This window comes from Arthrobacter sp. 1088, assembly GCF_031455315.1.
In the GTDB taxonomy this organism is placed as follows: domain Bacteria; phylum Actinomycetota; class Actinomycetes; order Actinomycetales; family Micrococcaceae; genus Arthrobacter.
In genome coordinates this window covers 312,053-329,818 of sequence record NZ_JAVDSM010000001.1, presented here as the reverse complement: position 1 = coordinate 329,818, position 17,766 = coordinate 312,053, and the positions used below count along the sequence as shown (strand labels likewise).

17 protein-coding genes are annotated in these 17,766 nt (G+C 62.6%); 10 read left to right on the top strand and 7 right to left on the bottom strand.

Annotated features, from left to right (window positions below):
• The first annotated feature begins 45 nt into the window (after positions 1–45).
• The gene (locus J2Y41_RS01475; protein ID WP_309925550.1) at positions 46–1,107 is read left to right on the top strand and encodes a LacI family DNA-binding transcriptional regulator; all 1,062 of its coding nucleotides are present in this window, start codon (positions 46–48) and stop codon (positions 1,105–1,107) included.
• 151 nt (positions 1,108–1,258) lie between these two features.
• On the opposite strand, the gene J2Y41_RS01470 is transcribed toward J2Y41_RS01475, so the two are convergent.
• The 4 genes from J2Y41_RS01470 to J2Y41_RS01455 are packed head-to-tail and all read right to left on the bottom strand — an operon-like array spanning position 1,259 to position 5,974.
• Positions 1,259–2,689 (bottom strand): glycoside hydrolase family 32 protein, encoded by a 1,431-nt coding sequence (locus tag J2Y41_RS01470; RefSeq protein ID WP_309925548.1) that lies wholly within the window; start codon positions 2,687–2,689, stop codon positions 1,259–1,261.
• Between the two features lie 23 nt (positions 2,690–2,712).
• Positions 2,713–3,585 (bottom strand): carbohydrate ABC transporter permease, encoded by an 873-nt coding sequence (locus tag J2Y41_RS01465; RefSeq protein WP_224088505.1) that lies wholly within the window; start codon positions 3,583–3,585, stop codon positions 2,713–2,715.
• 8 nt (positions 3,586–3,593) lie between these two features.
• On the bottom strand, positions 3,594–4,559 hold the full coding sequence (locus tag J2Y41_RS01460; RefSeq protein WP_309925546.1) for a sugar ABC transporter permease: 966 nt from the start codon (positions 4,557–4,559) through the stop codon (positions 3,594–3,596).
• A complete protein-coding gene (locus J2Y41_RS01455) occupies positions 4,556–5,974 on the bottom strand; it encodes an extracellular solute-binding protein (protein WP_224088509.1) in 1,419 nt (472 codons plus the stop codon). The genes J2Y41_RS01460 and J2Y41_RS01455 overlap by 4 nt, the downstream gene beginning before the upstream one ends.
• Positions 5,975–6,161: 187 nt before the next feature.
• Here J2Y41_RS01455 and J2Y41_RS01450 point away from each other — a divergent pair, with 187 nt between their 5' ends.
• The gene (locus J2Y41_RS01450; RefSeq protein WP_309925544.1) at positions 6,162–8,930 is read left to right on the top strand and encodes an AMP-binding protein; all 2,769 of its coding nucleotides are present in this window, start codon (positions 6,162–6,164) and stop codon (positions 8,928–8,930) included.
• A gap of 297 nt (positions 8,931–9,227) precedes the next feature.
• Positions 9,228–10,139, top strand: coding sequence for a phosphatase PAP2 family protein (locus J2Y41_RS01445; protein WP_309925541.1), 912 nt, complete (start codon positions 9,228–9,230; stop codon positions 10,137–10,139).
• Between the two features lie 32 nt (positions 10,140–10,171).
• Here J2Y41_RS01445 and J2Y41_RS01440 read toward each other — a convergent pair whose 3' ends face one another.
• The gene (locus tag J2Y41_RS01440) at positions 10,172–10,387 is read right to left on the bottom strand and encodes a hypothetical protein (protein WP_224167558.1); all 216 of its coding nucleotides are present in this window, start codon (positions 10,385–10,387) and stop codon (positions 10,172–10,174) included.
• 246 nt (positions 10,388–10,633) lie between these two features.
• On the opposite strand from J2Y41_RS01440, the gene J2Y41_RS01435 reads away from it, so the two are divergent.
• From J2Y41_RS01435 to J2Y41_RS01415, 5 genes are all read left to right on the top strand, one after another.
• On the top strand, positions 10,634–11,164 hold the full coding sequence (locus tag J2Y41_RS01435) for an alternate-type signal peptide domain-containing protein (RefSeq protein ID WP_309925538.1): 531 nt from the start codon (positions 10,634–10,636) through the stop codon (positions 11,162–11,164).
• Positions 11,165–11,197: 33 nt separating this feature from the next.
• Positions 11,198–11,821, top strand: coding sequence for a hypothetical protein (locus J2Y41_RS01430; RefSeq protein WP_224088514.1), 624 nt, complete (start codon positions 11,198–11,200; stop codon positions 11,819–11,821).
• Positions 11,805–12,503 carry a signal peptidase I gene (locus tag J2Y41_RS01425; RefSeq protein WP_309925536.1) on the top strand — a complete coding sequence of 233 codons (699 nt, stop codon included), beginning with the start codon at positions 11,805–11,807 and terminating at the stop codon, positions 12,501–12,503. The genes J2Y41_RS01430 and J2Y41_RS01425 overlap by 17 nt, the downstream gene beginning before the upstream one ends.
• Positions 12,500–13,015 carry a hypothetical protein gene (locus tag J2Y41_RS01420; RefSeq protein ID WP_309925534.1) on the top strand — a complete coding sequence of 172 codons (516 nt, stop codon included), beginning with the start codon at positions 12,500–12,502 and terminating at the stop codon, positions 13,013–13,015. The genes J2Y41_RS01425 and J2Y41_RS01420 overlap by 4 nt, the downstream gene beginning before the upstream one ends.
• A 120-nt stretch (positions 13,016–13,135) precedes the next feature.
• The gene (locus tag J2Y41_RS01415; protein WP_309925531.1) at positions 13,136–14,503 is read left to right on the top strand and encodes an acyltransferase; all 1,368 of its coding nucleotides are present in this window, start codon (positions 13,136–13,138) and stop codon (positions 14,501–14,503) included.
• Positions 14,504–14,542: 39 nt separating this feature from the next.
• Here the strand turns inward: J2Y41_RS01415 and J2Y41_RS01410 are convergent, their stop codons facing one another.
• Positions 14,543–15,760 (bottom strand): MFS transporter, encoded by a 1,218-nt coding sequence (locus J2Y41_RS01410; RefSeq protein WP_309925529.1) that lies wholly within the window; start codon positions 15,758–15,760, stop codon positions 14,543–14,545.
• Between the two features lie 103 nt (positions 15,761–15,863).
• A complete protein-coding gene (locus J2Y41_RS01405; RefSeq protein WP_224088518.1) occupies positions 15,864–16,265 on the bottom strand; it encodes a hypothetical protein in 402 nt (133 codons plus the stop codon).
• 166 nt (positions 16,266–16,431) lie between these two features.
• On the opposite strand from J2Y41_RS01405, the gene J2Y41_RS01400 reads away from it, so the two are divergent.
• Positions 16,432–17,064 (top strand): hypothetical protein, encoded by a 633-nt coding sequence (locus J2Y41_RS01400; RefSeq protein ID WP_309925524.1) that lies wholly within the window; start codon positions 16,432–16,434, stop codon positions 17,062–17,064.
• 12 nt (positions 17,065–17,076) lie between these two features.
• Positions 17,077–17,703 carry a hypothetical protein gene (locus J2Y41_RS01395; protein WP_309925521.1) on the top strand — a complete coding sequence of 209 codons (627 nt, stop codon included), beginning with the start codon at positions 17,077–17,079 and terminating at the stop codon, positions 17,701–17,703.
• Positions 17,704–17,766: the final 63 nt, after the last annotated feature.

Here is a 17,766-nt window from a genome sequence, read left to right as displayed (position 1 = left end):
GCGTTAGGTAGACTGCTGACAAATGAAGGATGGAAGGACCTCCCGATGAACCGCAAGGCCACTGCACTGGACGTCGCCAAAAGGGCGGGGGTATCCAGGAGCGCGGTCTCGCTGGTGCTCAATGGCCGCGGCGACGGCAACGTGGCCAAGGAGAGCCAGGACCGGATCCGCTTGGCCGCCCAGGAACTCAACTACTCCCCCAACGCGATCGCGCTCAGCCTGCGGAACCAGCGCTCCCGGGTGATCGGCATCGTGTCCGACGAAGTTGTGGTCAGCCCCTTCGACGGCAACATCATCGGCGGCGCGGACGACGTCGCCCGTAGCCGCGGTTTCGTCACCGTGGTCATGGACACCGAGCGCGACGCCGCCCGGGATGCGAGCGCTATAGAAACCCTCCTGGACCGCCAGGTGGACGGGCTCATGTACGTGACCGTGGGCTTGAAGCCGCTGGACGTCCCCCACGGCATGCTGCGGGTCCCGTCAGTCCTGGCCAATTGCTACGCCAGCAGCTCCAAGCCTCAACTTCACCACGTGATCCCGGACGAAATCACCGGCGGCAGGGAAGCTACCGAACACCTGCTGCAGTTCGGCCATCGGGACATCGCCTTGCTCGCCGGCGCTGAGGACTCTCCGGCCGCTCCGCTGCGGGTTGAGGGCTATCGGGACGCATATGCCGCTGCTGGCCTGTCGGTCCGCGCGGACCGGATCACCATGGCGGGTTGGGACATCGACGCCGGCTTCCACGGCGCCATGAAACTGCTCGACGGCGTGTCCCCGGCCGAGCGGCCCACGGCCATCATGTGCGCGAATGACCGCCTGGCAATCGGCGTTGCCTTGGCCGCAGCCCGTTTGGGCCTCAATATCCCCACGGATCTCTCGGTGATGGGTTACGACGACGAAGCACGCATCGCCGACACCATGGTCCCCGCCCTCACCACCATGGCCCTGCCGCTGCGTGAGATCGGGCGCGCAGCCATGACGACGCTTCTGGATACCATCGAAGGCGTATCCGCTGGCACAGACGACGCAGCCGAGACGAGCGTGGAAACGATGGTCCCGTGCCGTCTTGTTATCCGGGAATCAACCGGCCCCGCGCCAACGCGCTGAGCTCGGGGCGTGAACTGCTGGGCAACGCCGTTGCGGGGCCGCTATTCCGTTGCTGGGCAGCAACGGAACAGCGGGCTTCCGACGTCCTAGCCCGAAAGCACCAACAAACCACGCCCATCAGGCCCCACAACGCACGACGACGGCCTGCCGCCTACTCCGGGAGCGTCAACTCCCATACGTCGGCAGTTGCGCCTGTGGGCAAGGTGAGCTGCCATTCCTCCCCAGGAGCCGGGTAGGCGCGGAGCGTCGTGGCAACCGAGCCGGAGCGGTAGACCTCCACCAGGGAAGCATCGATGAAGATCCGTAGCTCCTCCCCTGGAGCCAATGCACCCGAGTAGACCACTTGCCTGTCTGCGGAGTCGCCCTCTGAACCGGAAACGAGCACCAGCTCCACACCACGGGAAGTCACGTCCCCGGAAGTCACGTCACCAGAGGACGCACCCGTACCCGTCACGAGCACCTCGGCAAATGCGGGAACCACCACCGAGCCCACAGCACCCGTAGCTACAGCAGCGCCACGATACGCCAACACTTCCGGCGCCGGGGAAACAGCCAGTGCCCCATCAACCACCGACAGGAGGCGAGGATGTGTCAGCACACCCGACCATCCGGCGTCGTCGATTTCTTCCTGGGTGCGGCCACGGCGACCGTCGCGTCCGGGACCTTCGTTGGCCCAACCCCACAATAAAGCCGCAGGCGAAGACCCGTAAGAGAGTTGGACGATCTGCGGTGCATAAAAGTCGCGGCCAAGATCGGACTTCCCACCGGAAGAAGGCACGAACACCGGCAGCCCGGAGACGGGGTCCACGGAAAGGGAGCCGATCAGGTGCCCGACCCCGTTGGCGTGCTCGTGGTCGTCGCCGGACAGCCAGAGCGAGAACATCATCACCCAGGCTGAGCCACCCGAAGAGTCGGGCACTTGCACCAGTTGAGGGCACTCCCAAATCTCCGCCGGCGTGTGAACCGCAGCCACAGGATCGGCAGAGGTCAGCCAAATCCCTTGGTACTTCCAGTCGTCAAGGGACTCCACTGTGTACAGCAGCAAAGCGGCGCGCCCATCAGATAGGCCCGCTCCTTGGATGGCGTATCGAGCACCGTTGAAGTGGAAGATGAAGGGATCGCGGACGGCGGTGACCAGGGGATCGGAGGGCATGGACGCGGCGACGTGGCCGGTCTGCTCCCAGGTCACCATGTCGGAAGAACCGCGCGCAATGACTACCTGCGAATGGCCGCCGTGGTCCTGGACACCCGAATAACAAGCGGTCGGCACACCACCATCTGACGTCACCACGCCTGTCCAGCAGCCCGCGGAATCGGGACCGCCCGCCTGAGGTGACAGCGCGACGGGGTGCTCTTCCCAATGGACTAGATCCGAAGAACTCACGTGTCCCCACTGGATCTGGGAGTGTCGGGCCGATTCCGGGTTGTACTGGAAGAAGACGTGGTACCGGCCGTTGATGTAGCTGATGCCGTTGGGATCGTTGATCCAGCCTTGGGCCGGCCGCGGGTGGAAGCGCGGGAAGGCCGGATCCGGGTGCGTCGAAGCAGACAACAGGGAATCAAAAAGTGCAAGGTCCGTCACTGGAACCCTTTCAATCAGAGAGGTTACTTGCCCGTTCCAGCGGTGAGTCCGTCCTGCAGTGCGCGCTGGCCGAACATGAACACCACCAGCGCGGGAATCATGGAGAGAACGACGCCGGCCAGCACCACGGAGATGCTTCCGGTGCCGAGGTTGCCTTGGAGGGAGACCAAGCCCAGGGGCAGCGTGAAGTTCTGCTCGGAGATGGTCATGATGAGTGGCCTGAAGAATTCGTTCCAGTGGAAGTTGAACGCCAGGATGCCCACGATCGCCAGGCCCGGCATGGCCAGTGGCGCATAGACGGAGCGGAAGGTTCGCCATGGCGAGGCGCCGTCGATCGCAGCCGCTTCAGCGAGCTCACCCGGCAATCCCAGGAAGTACTGGCGCATGAGGAAGGTGCCGAACGCCGTCGGGATGGCCGGAATGATCAGCGCGAGCAGCGTATCCGAGAGCCCGACGCCGCGGATCAGCATGAACACGGGCACGATCGTCACCTGCGCGGGCACCATCATGGTGGCCAGCACTATCGAGAACAACGCGCCCCGTCCCCTAAAACGAAGGTGCGCGAACGCGTAACCAGCTAGTGCTGCGGTCACCATCTGCCCGACGGCGATCAGTCCGGTCACCAGGGCACTGTTCAGGACCAGTTGCACAATATTGAGCTGCTTGAACACCTGCTGGTAGGACGCGGGATCGGGGTTCAGGGGCAGGAATGCCGGCGGCAGTTTGAAGGATTCCGACGGCGGACGCAGCGAGGTGGATAGCGTCCAGAGGACGGGGCCCAGGACAAAGACGGCCGCGATCAGCAAGGCGGCGACGCGCCCCACGACTGACCAGTCGCGCTTCTTGCGCGTAACCACAGGCGCCGTGGTTTCAACACGTTCTGAAATGAGGGTCATGGCGGGCCTTACTGGTAGAAGACGAATCGTTTGCTGAGCCGGAACTGTGCGGCTGTGATGGCCATGATGATGAGCGTCAGGATCACGCCGATCGCCGAGGCCTGGCCGAATTCGAGGCGTTGGAACGCAGACTCGAAGATCACCATGACGGCGGTGCGCGTTGAGTCGCCGGGCCCGCCGCGTGTGAGCACGTAGGGCTGATCGAATACTTGCAGTGCATTGATGATGGCCATGACCGAGGCAACCAACGTGGTGGGGCTCAGCAGCGGCAGCGTGACGTAGAAGTGTTTGCGCCAGCCGGTGGCGCCATCGATCGAGGCGGCCTCATAGGTCTCCACCGGAATCGAAGCCAGCCCGCCAACAAACAGCAGGAACGAGAACCCGAAGTTCTGCCACACGTACACAAGAATTACGACGGCGGCCGAACCACCTGGCGTCGTCAGCCACGGTACCGCTGGGACGCCTACGAGCGAGAGCAGCCAGTTCACGACGCCAAATTGTTCGTTGAAGAGATAGCGCATGAAGATGGACACCGAAGCTGCGGACAGGATCAGTGGGAAGAAGAAGGCGGAGCGGAAGAACACCCTCAGCCAGGCGGGGAGCTTCTCCTGCACCATGATCGCCAGGCCCAGGGCGAGTCCCAGCTGGAGGGCCACGGCCACGATGACGAACACGATGGTGTTGAGGAACGAGACGCGGACGGTCGGGTCCTGGACGACTTCGGCGAAGTTGTCGAAGCCCACGAACGTCGGTGCGGAGATGATGTCCCAGCGGAAGAAGGCGAGCGCAACTGAAGCGGCGATCGGCAGGAGGGTGAAGATGCCCATGCCCACGATCGTCGGGGCAAGGAAGGCCCACGGCAGCCAGCGTTGTTGGACGCGGCCACGCTTGGAGGGCTGGCTGTGTTTGTGGGAGGCCTGACGTCCGCCCGGCTGCTTCCCGGTCCCGGTGGGGGTGCTGGTGGCGGTGCTCATGGCTGCCTCCTCAGGGCCAGTTCAAGATCGCGCTGCATTGATTCGAGGGCCTGTTTGAGTTGGCGCTCGTCCCCGCTGACAGCCAGGGATACGTTTTTCATGAGGGCCGTTTCGACGGCGGCCTGCTGGGGTGGTGCCGGGATGGGACCTGTTGTGGGGAACTTGTCCAGGGTCTCGTAGAAGACCTTCCAGTTCCGCGGGCCGGTGCCGGCATAGAGCTGTTCGTTGACCATGGATCGGCGGGCGGGAGTGGTGTTCGGTGTAGGGAACACGATCCTCATGGCCTCAAGGCTGGAGCTGAACTTCACCCATTCCCAGGCGGCGTCCTTGTCCTTGGCGGTCTTCATGATCGCGTACCCGGCTGTGCCAAACTGGTGCCGTTGGGTCCGCCATTTGGGGAAGAACTGGACGTCGAATCCGTCCTCCGTCATTCCCGCTTCGTGGAGGCCTTGTACCCAATAGCCGCCCGCCGGCGTCGTACCTATCCTGTTGGAGGCGAAGAGACCGATCAGTGCGCTGCCGCCACCCTCCTCGGGCCGCACACCCAGTCCGTCCTTGACCAGGCCGCGGAGGTAATCGAAGGATTCGAAGACGCGGGGGTCGTCTGCGTTGGGTTCGAGCCACTGGTAACCGCCGGAGCGGAGGCTGCGGGAGGGGTCTTTGGCGTAGAAACCATCCCAGAGCCATTCGCCGCCGGTGGATTTGGTTTCCTTGAGGAAGCTGGTGTCATTTGCGTAGAGCCATGGCACCACTCCACCGAAGAGACGGTTGGTCCAGTAGTACGGCGTGAAGTCCTGGGGCTTGGCCTTCTTCATCGCAGCGAGGGTGCTGCGGAAGTCCATGTGCGTCCAGTCGTCGGCGGGGCGATCCAAACCGGCTTGGCGGAGTGACGCAGTGTTGTAGTACATGTTGGCGGCGTTCCAGTCGATGGGGAGCTGGAACAGGCTGCCTTTGTACATGAAGGCTTCCACCAGGCTGGGGTGGACGTCCTCGAAGTACTCTTTCATGTGCTCGGCGTCGCGGCGCAGGTACTCGTCCAGCGGATGGGCGAGCTTCTCGGCGAAGAGCTGGGCGCCTTCCGTTGCCACGTACACGACGTCCGGTGGCGTGCCTGCTGCCACCATGGTGAGGATCTTGGTGAAGAAGTCCTTCCAGTCCACAGCCTGGATGGCTTGGACCTTGACCTTGATCTCGGGGTGGACCTTGGCGAAAGCGTCGATGACCTTCTGGCGGGCTGCGGCGTCTGCGGCGGTGCCCATGATGGCGATGCTGAGGCTATTGTCTCCCCGTCCTGGAATGTCCGTTCCTGTCAGTCGCGGCCACGACGCCGCTGTTGCTCCGACTATCCCAGCACCGAGGGCTGTGAGGGCGGTTCTGCGTGTGAATTGTCGCAAAGCCCCATTGGTTCCCGGCATGTAGATTTCCTTCCCTAACACGTGTTAGGAAGCCTAAACCCGCCACCTAACACGTGTCAAGCGTCACAGCAATGTTGCGGCAGTCTCACGGCGGCAGTGTGCCCGGGGAGTCGCCAATCGCGTCATGATTCTTCGCCAACGCATTATCCAGTTGAGTTAGGTTAGGTTTACCTTGTTACATTGGCCCGTGACTACCCAGCCGGACGTGGCTCGAATCTCGTTCGCCACCAACCTCGCGTCTTTCGGCGAGCGCACCGCCATCATCACGGGCGACAGCACCCTCAGCTACCGCGACCTTGCCGCGCGCGTAGAGGACATGGCACGCCAGCTCGGCCCTGCCCGGCGCCTGATCGCCCTTGAAGCCGACAACACCCTGCCGTCCCTGACTGTGTATCTCGCAGCCCTGGCATCGGGCCATCCGCTGCTGATCCTGCCCGCCGGCGGTGGAAAAGCAGCCGACACACTCATTGCGGCCTACGATCCGGACGTCATTGCGCGGTCCTCCAACGGGGAGCCTGTCCTGGACGTGCGCCGCCATGAGACAGCACACCAATTGCACCCGGATCTGGCACTTTTGGTGAGCACTTCAGGCTCCACAGGATCACCGAAGCTCGTTCGCCTTTCCGGGGCTTCCATCCAGGCGAACGCGGCAGCCATCGCGCAGTACCTGCACCTTCGCCCCAGCGATACTGCCGCCACAACCCTCCCCCTCTCCTACTGCTATGGGATGAGCGTAGTGAACAGCCATTTGCTGGTGGGTGCATCCCTGGCGTTGACGGACCACTCCGTTGTGGACCCATGTTTTTGGGATTTGGTCCGCTCCAAGGGCGTCACTTCGTTCGCTGCCGTCCCCTACACTTTCGAGCTGCTGGATCGTGTTGGATTCGAGCACATGGACGTTCCGAGCCTGCGCTACATCACGCAAGCCGGAGGTCGCCTCGCCCCAGAGCGCGTCCGATCCTATGCGGAGTTGGGCCGGGAGCGCGGCTGGGACCTTTTCGTCATGTACGGGCAGACGGAAGCCACCGCGCGCATGGCTTACTTGCCACCGGACCTGGCAGCGGAGCATCCGCATGCCATTGGCGTCGCGATTCCCGGAGGAGAATTCCGGCTCGAACCAGTGCCGGGGCTGGATGACTGGGAACTCGTCTACACCGGACCAAACGTCATGCTGGGATACGCCGAGAAGCCCGAAGACCTTGCCCTCGGCCGGGAAATTACCGAGCTCCACACGGGCGACCTCGCCCGGCTCGGCCCTGATGAACTCTATGAGATCGTCGGCAGGCGCAGCCGCTTTGTGAAAATTGTTGGGCTCCGCGTTGACCTGGGACGCGTCGAGCGACTCCTTGCAGATCTTGGCCTGACCGCCGCGGCCGCAGGTTCGGACGACGTCGTGGTTGTGGCCGTGGAGGGACACCACGATCTTGCCTTGGTCGCCAAGAGCCTTGCGCAGGATCTGGGTGTCCCCCGCGCTGCCATTCAAATGCACCCGGTGCCCGACATTCCACGGCTCGGCAATGGGAAGCCTGACTATCCGGCCATCCTTGCGCTGTCTGCGCAACCGGAACACGTGTCTGCGCAACGGGAGCCCGCGCCCGGACAACCGGAACCGTCGTCCGCAGAGACGGAGCGCCAGCCCGAAACGGAATCCACCCCGGGGACAGAGACTGTGCTCAAGATTTTCGCAGAGGTCCTGGAACAGCCAGACATCACCGAGAACGACAGCTTCGTTTCCCTTGGCGGAGATTCACTTTCCTACGTGGCGGCGTCGGTACGGCTTGAGCGTGCACTTGGCCGCATCCCGCAAGGGTGGCACCTGATGCCCATATGCGAGCTTGTCCCGGCGCCCGAAGCCCCTGGCCATCCAGTCCACCCAGCCCATGAAGATGTGCGCACCACTGGCAGGAATTTTCTCCACAGCTGGCGGGGGAAGTTATCAGCACGCATGGAAACGGGGATCGTGCTGCGCGCGGTGGCCATCATTTTCATTGTGGCAACGCACATCAAGTTCTTCTCCTGGGAAGGCACGGCGCACGTGCTGATGGCGGTTGCCGGCTACAACTTTGCCCGCTTCCAACTGACGGGATCCAGGCGCGAACGGCTCCGGAGGCAATTGCGTGCCGTCACGCGGATCGTCGTACCCAGCGTCCTGGTTATCGGCGTCGCGTTCGCCGTCACTGACGACTACGGCTGGCACAACGTGTTCTTGTTGAACTCAATCGTTGGTCCCCAGGGTTGGACGGATATGTCCCGCTTCTGGTTCGTTGAAGTGCTGGTTCACATCCTGATCGGGTTGGCTCTCCTGTTGGCCATACCCGCGGTAGACCGCGCGGCACGCAGATGGCCATGGGCGTTTCCACTCGCGTTGGCCGGCATCGACCTCCTGCAGCGCTTCGACATCATCGAGCTGCCTTACCCTGGCCAAGGGCCTGTCCTGTGGCTGTTCGCCTTCGGATGGGCTGCTGCTGTGTCGCGAGAGTGGTGGCAACGCGCCGCCATGACCACCTTCGCCCTTCTGACGATTCCAGGGTCCTTCAGCAACGAATACCGCAGCGCCACCATCCTGGTAGGTTTCCTCATCCTTCTCTGGATTCCTACCTTGCCTGTGCCGCGCGGCCTTCACCGCATCACGGCCCTTCTGGCCAGCTCATCGCTGTACATCTATGTCACGCACTGGCTGGTGTATCCGCTCTTTGAACAGACCCATAAGGGGCTGGCCCTCGCGGCATCATTGCTGGCAGGCGTGGCCTACTGGGCTGTGGCGACGCGCGCCATGGGCAGCGTTGAGCGGTGGCTTCGCAACCGGCAAAAGCGGCGCCACTTACTTTCCTCCGACCTGCGGCCGGAGGACGATTCGCGGCCCGGCCTACTGCCGGGCGACGTTTCAGTGCTAGACGACGTTTCAGTGCTGGATGCGAGGATGCCGCAGCGATCGGGTACTCGCGGACGAGTGTGAGAAGACTGGTCGTGCACCCGAGAAGACCCTCCTACGGCCCTCACGGCGCCCCTTCCGATTAGTGGAGGCGCCATCTTCCTCACGGGAATGCGACGGAGCCAGCAGCATCAGCGGCACAATGGTTATCCCCAGCCAGACAAATCACAGCCAGCAACGCCAGCATCAAGCCTGTAGTAGGTTCCATAGATTAAGAATAGGCCGATTCGCCCTTGACCATAAGGCGCCTTATTGATATGGCCGCCACGCCAGAGGCATCCTCACATGAGCCTTCCAGCGAACTGTGGCAGTCTTGATTCAATGAGTTCCCAGCAGTCCCGCCCCATAGCGATGTCCCCCGACCGGTCAGCACAAGCTCGCAAGCCCGGCCTCGGTACAGGGCTGCTTTTCGGCTTGGCTACCCTCGCCAGCATCTTGGGGCTGGTAGTGACGTACTACTTCTTCGTACGGACCACCATGGGCCAATTCATCGACGAGTCTGCTTTGGTTGAAGCCACTGAACTGAGCGGATCCGCAGGCAGGGCGTCCACGAAATTCCTGGATATGCTGCCCATCCTGTCACTGGCGATCGCTATCATCGTGGTGCTCTTCGTGACGGTTGCGCGTCGCCGTTGGACTGCGGCTGGAATTGCCGTGGCAGCCTGCATTGCCGCCAACCTGGCTACCCAGGTACTCAAGTTCTTCATCCCCGACAGGCCGGACCGCGGCGTCCAGACACTCGAACTGAACTCACTCCCCTCAGGCCACACAACATTGGCAGCCTCTGCTGCTGCGGCGGTTTTCCTCATGGTCTCGCCCCGCTGGCGACCTCTCGCAGGATTCCTCGGCAGCACCTTCGCCGTGGCCACCGGGGTTTCGACCCTCATCAACCAATGGCATCGGCCCTCCGACGTCGTTGCAGCCTTCCTTGTAGTGGGCGCCGTCATGCTCCCCGCTGGCTGGCTGATCCTTCGCGGCGGTAGTGACTGGAATGTTTGGAAGGGGTACGGCGAGCACTGGGCTGCATCGCGGCTATGGGTATGGCTGACCACCATTGCCTTGCTTCTGGCAGCTATCGTGGCCGGGTACTCGCTGCTCCAGGTCATGCCGGGACTCAGCGCAGACAGCACTGTGGACTACTTCTGGGCCGGGACTGCATTCATTGTGGTCGCTGGATACCTTTCCGCCCTGGGCGGGACGTGGCTGTTTGGCCTGGCCGCCAGGAAGCGCTAAGGCGCCAGTAACAAAGGCTCGACGGCGGCAGCTTACTTTGGCTCGATGCGCCGGGCCTGGGCGCGGATGAAGTCCCGGTCCTCTTCCGTAAGCAATGTGCCCCCATGCCCGTCGACAGGGCTATCCTCACCCGTCTCATTGTTGAGGATGGCCGTTTGGGTGCGCGGGATGATGATGCTTCCCGGATTATCGATAAGCCATTGCTGCGTTTCCGGTGAAAGTTGATCCCAGAACTCTTTGATGTGCATAGTAATCAGCGCCGCCCCTTCGATGTTCGACTACATTCCCACACTGGCAGATTCCCTCACTGCGTCAAGCATATTTTTACGAGATTACAAACACCTTTACGGAATATTTCCGTGCTGCAACATCTCCGGTTTCAAACCCGGAAAAACTTGATCCAACCTTGAGCCACCGCCGTATGGAGCCTTGATCTGGGACCGCGAAAGTAATCGCTAGGCACAAGCCATAACAACGCGAAAGAGGGTCTCACGGTGAAAAACATAACAATGCTTAAAGGCGCGGCGGCACTTGCACTTGGTGGAACACTGCTCCTGGGTGGCGGAGGAACACTGGCTTGGTGGAATGCTTCGGATTCCGCAGCAGCAGGCACCATTGTGGCCGGCGACTTGAATGTCCAGGCGGCAACCGGCGTTTGGACAGACCGCGCAGGCAACCCTGTCAACCTCGCCACATACCTGGTGGTCCCCGGCGATCTCCTGACCTACACGCAGGACCTGGACATCACCCTCACGGGCGACAAGATGGCAGCCAACCTCGTCGCCACGAACACCGGCGCGGGCGCAGGGTTCGATCCCGCCAACGTCACGGTCACCTCGCCCAAGCTGACCGATGCTGATGGGGACGTCATCGCCAACCCCCTCACCACGTCGCAGCACGTCACCGCCAGCATCACCTTCGAGTTCAAGTCCAGCACCACAACCCGCACGGACGTCAACGCCAGCAGGAACCTGGGCAACGTATCGTTCACCCTGACACAGGTCCAGCAGTCCGGCCTGCAGTAGCCCTTACCCCGCAAAAATTCAACAGGAGTCTCAATGGGAATCCCCAGGAGCATCAAGACGGCTGGCCTTATGGTCGCTGCCGTGCTCCTGGGGCTCATGGCCGTTCAGGGTACGTACGCACTCTGGTCTGCTACTGCCATCGCCCAGCCGGGCACGATCAAAGCATCCAGTTTTACGGTCAACCTGACAGGAACCCCTTCCGGTTCCTCGATGCCCATGACCGTCAATGACCAAGCGACCACCCTGGCACTGACCACGGCACAAGCGCCTCTTGGGGACCTGGCCCGCGGCAGCTCCGTCTATTCATCCATAGGAATCGGAAACGCCAGCGACGCCGGAGGGGTCTTTGACATTACCGTCACCGCTACGGCACCTACAGTCAGCAACGTATCCGGAGGCACCTTGGCCGGATACCTCAGTGTGAGTGCCACCAGTGCGGCGTCGAGCACCGCGTGCTCATCGGCCAGCGGCTATCAGCCTTTGACCGGGGCAGGATTTACGACGCCGGCAATCGCCAAAGGTGCCACCGCCACACTCTGCTTCAAGGTAACCCTGGACGCTGCCGCACCTTCCAGCGTCGACGGGAACTCCGTCTCAATCACTCTTCCGCTGCACGCTCGTCAGAAATGTGGGGTTCCCAATGGTTGCGCCCAGTAGCCTGAAAGATCGCAATAGCCTTGATGAGCTACTGCTTGAAACAACGATTGACGCCGCATTTGATGAAGCTGGCGCCGATGCGTCCATCGCCGTCGAAACCCATGGGGAACTGCAGGAAGCCGGGCAGCATTCCCCGGAACGTTCTTCCAGCGCCCGGCTACTTGGCCGCATTGGCCGGGGACTCGGCGTCGTGCTTCTTTCGCTTGCACTCCTGGCGGTCGGGGTGCTGATCATGCTGCCCAAGGTGACCGGCTCCCAAACGTATTCGGTACTGACCAACTCCATGGCGCCGAAGTACGCACCGGGAACGTTCATGGTTTCGCAGGCAGCGGACTTTGACGAACTGAAGCTTGGCGACGTTATTACGTACCAGATCGAATCCGGCAAGCCGGGTGTGATTACGCACAGGATCGTTGGTTTCGGGTTCCTCCAGACAGGCGAGAAGACGCTCACCACTAAGGGCGATAACAACGACGTCGCAGATCCCCAGCCCGTTCGCGAGATCCAGGTGCGCGGTAAGTTGCTGTACGCCGTGCCGTTCGTGGGATTCGTCGCGAACGCGTTGGGCAACAGCGACCGCTCACTGTGGCTGGCCGTGGGTGCCGTGGGTTTGATCGGCTACGGTGGGTTCACCATGTTCCGGGAAGTACGGAGCTCGCGAAAGGAAAGGCAGTCTGCGTGAAGCAGGGAACTGGCCCCTCGGCCAAAGCCTGGGCAGTCGGCCTTTTCTGCCTGACTGTATTGGTGGGCATCGGCGGAACGTCCGCATTCGGATTGTGGGAGCAGAGCTCCACCGCAACCATGACTGTTCGAGCCGCAGTTTCAACGCCAACCCCCACGCCTACTCCGACCCCAACGCCCACCACGCCTGTCGGATTAACGTTGACGTGCACGCAGATCTCCACGAGCACTGTCCGGATAAGCGTCGCAGGTTTGAGCTCCCCCACGGCGATGACGGTCGGCGGCAAGATGAGCACCAGCAGCGCCTACGTTTCCATCCCGGTGCTGCCTCCGTCAGCAACTTTGGATTTGACGCCCAGCAGTCCCATCTTCCTTGCCGGCGTCCTCGATGGCCACAACCCTGAAGTTGACGTTCAAGTGACGGCTTTGCAAAGCACCGGGACCACGGCCACGGGCGAGCTGCGTCGTTTGAAGCTCTCCGGCAACGGAAAATTCCTGACCTGTCCGGTGTAGTCCGGGAGGACCCCGGGGCCAGCGACGAACATCTGGTAGAAGTACCCATGGCCTTCACGGGACGCTTGACCTACGATTAATCTAATCGATGGAATAAAGCCCAAGCTTCCCAGGAGCCCCATGTCTTCCACCTTCAGGTCCGGCCAGCGCCGCGGCACTCCCCCTTCCCTCGCTGGGGTTCCGGCTTCCCGCGACCTCGTGGTCGATCTGATCCGGGTGTCCTGCATGTTTGCCGTAGTGGCCGTCCATTTGCTCATGATGGGCATCAGCGTTGATGGCTCCGGCATCGGCGTCGGCAATCCCCTGACATCACTGGGCTGGTTCGCCCAAGGCACGTGGTTCGGCCAGGTCATGCCACTGTTCTTCATCGTGGGTGGATTCGCTTCGCTGACCTCGTGGCGCAGCCTCCGGCGTAAGGGCGGGGATGCGGGCGACTACCTGCGCAACCGCGTCCTGCGACTGGTCCGCCCCACAGTTGCGCTGTATGCGTTCCTCACTATCGCTTTGTGGACCGCGACGGCGGCAGGTGTCCCCAGCGGCCTGCTGACAGTAATCGCTGCGGGTGCGGGAGTGCAGTTGTGGTTCCTTGCCGCTTACCTGATTTGTCAGGCAATGATGCCCACGATGGCGAAATTTCACGAAGCAGCTCCTTACAAGACCGTCGCAGCGCTGGCCGCGGGCGCAGTCGTCGTTGATGTTCTGCGACTCGGGCTGGAACGCAACCCGTGGGGGTTCGATTCGAACCCCGTTGGCCTGGTGAACATGGTGTTCGTCTGGGGCTTGCTCCAGCAGCTCGGTTTCTTCTACGCGGACGGTTTCTTTGAACGGTTTGCCCGCTGGAAGCTCGTCGCGGGAGCAATCGGCTGCTACGCCATCATGGTGCCGCTCACCCATGGTGGGCCCTACCCCGTTGACATGCTGACCAGCCAGAACCCGCCGATGTTCCCGCTGATCCTTGTAGGTCTGGCGCACATCCTGCTCGTCAAGGCTGGCTATCCCTTGCTGCAGCGGGCCGTTCAGTTGGCGTGGGTTCAGAAAGTGATGTTCGTGGTGGGTAGCCGGGCGATGACCATCTACCTTTGGCACCTGCCGCTGATCATCGCCATGTTCGGGATCGCCTTGGTGCTTCGGCTTCCCTTCCCCGAGCCTGCCAGTACGGAGTGGTGGCTGAGCCGGCCACTGTTTTACGTTGCAGCCTGGATGCTCGTTCTGCTGGTGTCCACGCCCTTGGTCCGCTTGGAACTCGCGAGCACTGCGCTGGCGCCCGGTGCTGCGAGGCCGGCAACGTGGCGCATCGCAGTTGCCACGGCGCTGGCAATAGTTCCGCCGTTCGTCGTGATGCGGACAGCGTTGGATACCGCCAACGCAACATGGGGATTGGTGCTGCTGGTGGTTGCAGTGGCACTCGTGACGGGGCGTCGCCCGGACAGTAAGTGGAAGACCCCAGTTGCCCTTGAGCGCGCGGCTCACGAACGCGCGGCTTCCTGACCTACGTTCGCCTTCCGCCGGCCAGCCAGGAATTGGAGCCTAGTAGTTCCGCCGATGCTTCAGGCGCGGGATTGCGACGGCGAACACGGCTGCCGCTGCGAAGCCCAGGACTCCCGTGGCCCAGACACCAGCGGCGAGGGAAATGGCGGCCGTCAGGGCAGACAAGAGCACTGGCCCACCCGTTGCACCCGAATCGGCAATGAACCGCCAGATGCCGAGGAAGTGGCTCCTTCCGTTGTCGGGCGAGAAGTCGGCACCCAGTGTCATGATGAGCCCGGAACTGATGCCGTTGCCAAAGCCAATCAGCAGGGCAACCAGCAACAGTGGAACGAACCCGCCAGTAAACGGAATGAGGATCAAGGCCACACCCATGATGAGCGTGGAAGGAACCGCCACCCATTGCCGTCCCTTGCGATCCATCAGCTTCCCGGCCGGATAGAACACCAACATGTCGATCGCGCCGGAGAGGCCGTAGATCAGCGATGCTTGCGTGGCATCCATGCCCAAGTGGTCGGCCCACAGCGGGATGACAACTTGGCGCGAAGCACGCAGCGCGCTGAGGAGCAGAATTCCGAAGCCCACGGACAGGAACACACCGGCATGCGAAGCGGCTACGTTTCGGAGGGTGGAGGCGCGAGGAATCGGACCGCCGTCGGACGTAGCGGGAGCCACCAAGTCCGGAATGGTGAGCGACAAAGCAGCGGCTGCCATCATCCCCACAAAGCCAACCCAGTACGCCCCGCTGATTCCGGCGAACTGCATCACCCCCGCACCGATGAACGGACCTATAAAGATTCCGATCCTCGTGACGCCGCCCAAGGTGGACAGCGCCCGCGCGCGGAACATCACGGGGACAGCCTCGGTGAGGTACTTCTGGCGGGCAAGGTTGAAAACGCTCGCAGACATACCCACCAACGTCATAGCCGCGGCCAGCAACCAGATCCCGTGCTCCATTTGTGGAGCGAACGCTGCCGCCCCGAGGGCGAGGGCGCCTACAGCACCTGCCCCAACAATTGCCCAGCGTTCACCGAACCTCATGGTGATGAGCGATGCCGGGATATTGAAGAGCCAGGACCCCAAACCGATCAGCGTCACGATCAACGCCGAGACTGCCACCGATGCTCCAAGATCACGCGCCGAGAGCGCGATCACCGGAAGAACCGCCCCCTCGCCGATACAGAACAACAACGCAGGCCCGAAGGCCGGTACCGCGATGCTGCGGAGGGTGAAGTTTTGGTCTTCCTGGGTGGTTGTCATCCCTTTCATCCTAGGACTCCAGCCCAGCCGCCTGGCAGTTGTCGCAGTTCCGGCAATCCGGAACCGCAACAACTGCTCGCGGGACCAGGCCTAGCCCAGGCGATTAGCTGCGGCTAGCGGCTGCCTTCCGATGCCCACCTGCCGCGAGTGCCAAGCCCGTGAGGAGAAGGCCGACTGCCCAGAGAGTGAAGCTGCCGTCCAAGCCCGTAGTGGCCAGGGAGTTGGAACTCCCGACGCCGGTCGCAACGCCCGCGGTCAGCACACCCAGGGCGCCACCCAGTTGGGCGCCACTGGTTGCTGCAGTGTTGATCCCGGAAGTGTTGATGCCAGCGACGCCATACGCGGCGCCCCCGATCTCGGTACCCGGGTTGTTGGTGCCAACGTCAGCGCCCAACCCAAGTCCACCACTACCAGCAGGCTCGTTAACTTCCGGCGGATTGACCACTGGAGGGTTCACCACCGGCGGATTCCCTACCGGTGGGGTGACCACTGGAGGGTTCACCACTGGAGGATTCTCAGCCGGAGGCGTGACCAGGGGAGGATTCACAGCTGGCGGGGTGATGGCGCCAACTGAAGCGCCACCGATGCCAAGCGATGTGGACCCTACCGTGACGGGGGCGGTGAGTGGGGCAACCAACTGAGTGCCGGAGAGGATCCCGTCGCTTCCAGTCGTGGTGCCACTTGGTGCGGTTCCCGCAGGAGCACTCCCACCGGAGGTACCAGCTGTGCTGGCCGAAGAATCACCCAGCACACCAACCGACGTCGAACCAACAGTCACCGGAGCAGTAACCGGAGCAACCACCTGGGTCCCGGAAGCAACGCCGTCGGAACCGCTCGTGCTGGACCCTGACGTCATACCCGTGCCGGAAGTGCCGGAAGAGGTACCAGCTGTGCTGGCCGAAGAATCACCCAGCACACCAACCGACGTCGAACCAACAGTTACCGGAGCGGTAACCGGAGCAACCACCTGGGTCCCGGAAGCTACGCCATCGGAACCGCTCGTGCTGGACCCTGACGTCGTACCCGTGCCGGAAGCACCGGACGAGGAACCAGCGCCAGTGGCCGACGAATCACCCAGCACACCGGCCGAGGTCGAGCCAACGGTCACCGGAGCAGTAACCGGAGCAACCACCTGGGTCCCGGAAGCAACGCCGTCGGAACCGTTGGTCGTAGCACCGGGAGTAGCAGCAGCAGGTGCGCTGCCTGTATTCGAGGGTGCGCCGGACGTGGCTGAAGAATCTCCACCCACACCCGCGGCAGTGGCTCCGATGTTAACAGGGACCAATATCGGAGCCACTACCTGAGCGCCGGATGCGATGCTATCTCCCCCCGACGTTGTTGCCTGCGCTGGCGCTTGGGCCGGTGCAGAACCTGATGTTGCTGCCGGTGTTGTCGTAGCCGATGAGTCCCCCAGGACACCCGTCGACGTCGATCCCACCGTTACGGGGACCGTCACCGGTGCAACTACTTGGGTACCGGAGGCTGTGCCGCCAGTACCGTTGGTGCCAGCCGCCGGCGTCGAACTGCTTGGTGCAGTTGCCGCGGCAGGTTGGGCTGGGCCCGTCGCAGTGGAGCCCCCCAGCAGACCCACTGAAGACGAGCCCAGGTTTATGGGCGCTGTTACAGGCGCGACTGCTTGTGTCCCGGAGGCAGCGCCGTTGGAACCGGTGGTGCTGGCAGCTGGTGCCGTCCCTGTGGTCGAAGCGGCGGCCGGCGCCTTTGTGGTTGAGGAAGAATCTCCCACGAGGGCCAATGACGTTGAGCCTGTGTTGACTGGCGCCGTCACAGGTGCCACCACCTGCGTACCGGAAAGGGTTCCGTCCTTTCCGCTGGTCGTATCTGCCGCGTTGGCCGCGGTCCCGCCGAGGGCAATCAAGCCTCCGGCAAAGCATGTGCCGATCAGGCACCTGCGAATTGTCGAGTTCATTGTGATCTTCTCCTGAAGGTCGTGTTCCCAAGGACGTCCGATGACGGATCGTCCTGCTAACCATCGGCCGCTTCTAGAG

Excerpts from the sequence above, each read along its gene's own strand:
- J2Y41_RS01475 (WP_309925550.1), top strand. The coding sequence starts at position 46 with ATGAACCGCAAGGCCACTGCACTGGACGTCGCCAAAAGGGCGGGGGTA.
- J2Y41_RS01465 (WP_224088505.1), bottom strand. The coding sequence starts at position 3,585 with ATGACCCTCATTTCAGAACGTGTTGAAACCACGGCGCCTGTGGTTACG.
- J2Y41_RS01460 (WP_309925546.1), bottom strand. The coding sequence starts at position 4,559 with ATGAGCACCGCCACCAGCACCCCCACCGGGACCGGGAAGCAGCCGGGC.
- J2Y41_RS01455 (WP_224088509.1), bottom strand. The coding sequence starts at position 5,974 with ATGCCGGGAACCAATGGGGCTTTGCGACAATTCACACGCAGAACCGCC.
- J2Y41_RS01445 (WP_309925541.1), top strand. The coding sequence starts at position 9,228 with ATGAGTTCCCAGCAGTCCCGCCCCATAGCGATGTCCCCCGACCGGTCA.
- J2Y41_RS01440 (WP_224167558.1), bottom strand. The coding sequence starts at position 10,387 with ATGCACATCAAAGAGTTCTGGGATCAACTTTCACCGGAAACGCAGCAA.
- J2Y41_RS01430 (WP_224088514.1), top strand. The coding sequence starts at position 11,198 with ATGGGAATCCCCAGGAGCATCAAGACGGCTGGCCTTATGGTCGCTGCC.
- J2Y41_RS01425 (WP_309925536.1), top strand. The coding sequence starts at position 11,805 with ATGGTTGCGCCCAGTAGCCTGAAAGATCGCAATAGCCTTGATGAGCTA.
- J2Y41_RS01415 (WP_309925531.1), top strand. The coding sequence starts at position 13,136 with ATGTCTTCCACCTTCAGGTCCGGCCAGCGCCGCGGCACTCCCCCTTCC.
- J2Y41_RS01410 (WP_309925529.1), bottom strand. The coding sequence starts at position 15,760 with ATGACAACCACCCAGGAAGACCAAAACTTCACCCTCCGCAGCATCGCG.
- J2Y41_RS01395 (WP_309925521.1), top strand. The coding sequence starts at position 17,077 with ATGCTATCTCCCCCCGACGTTGTTGCCTGCGCTGGCGCTTGGGCCGGT.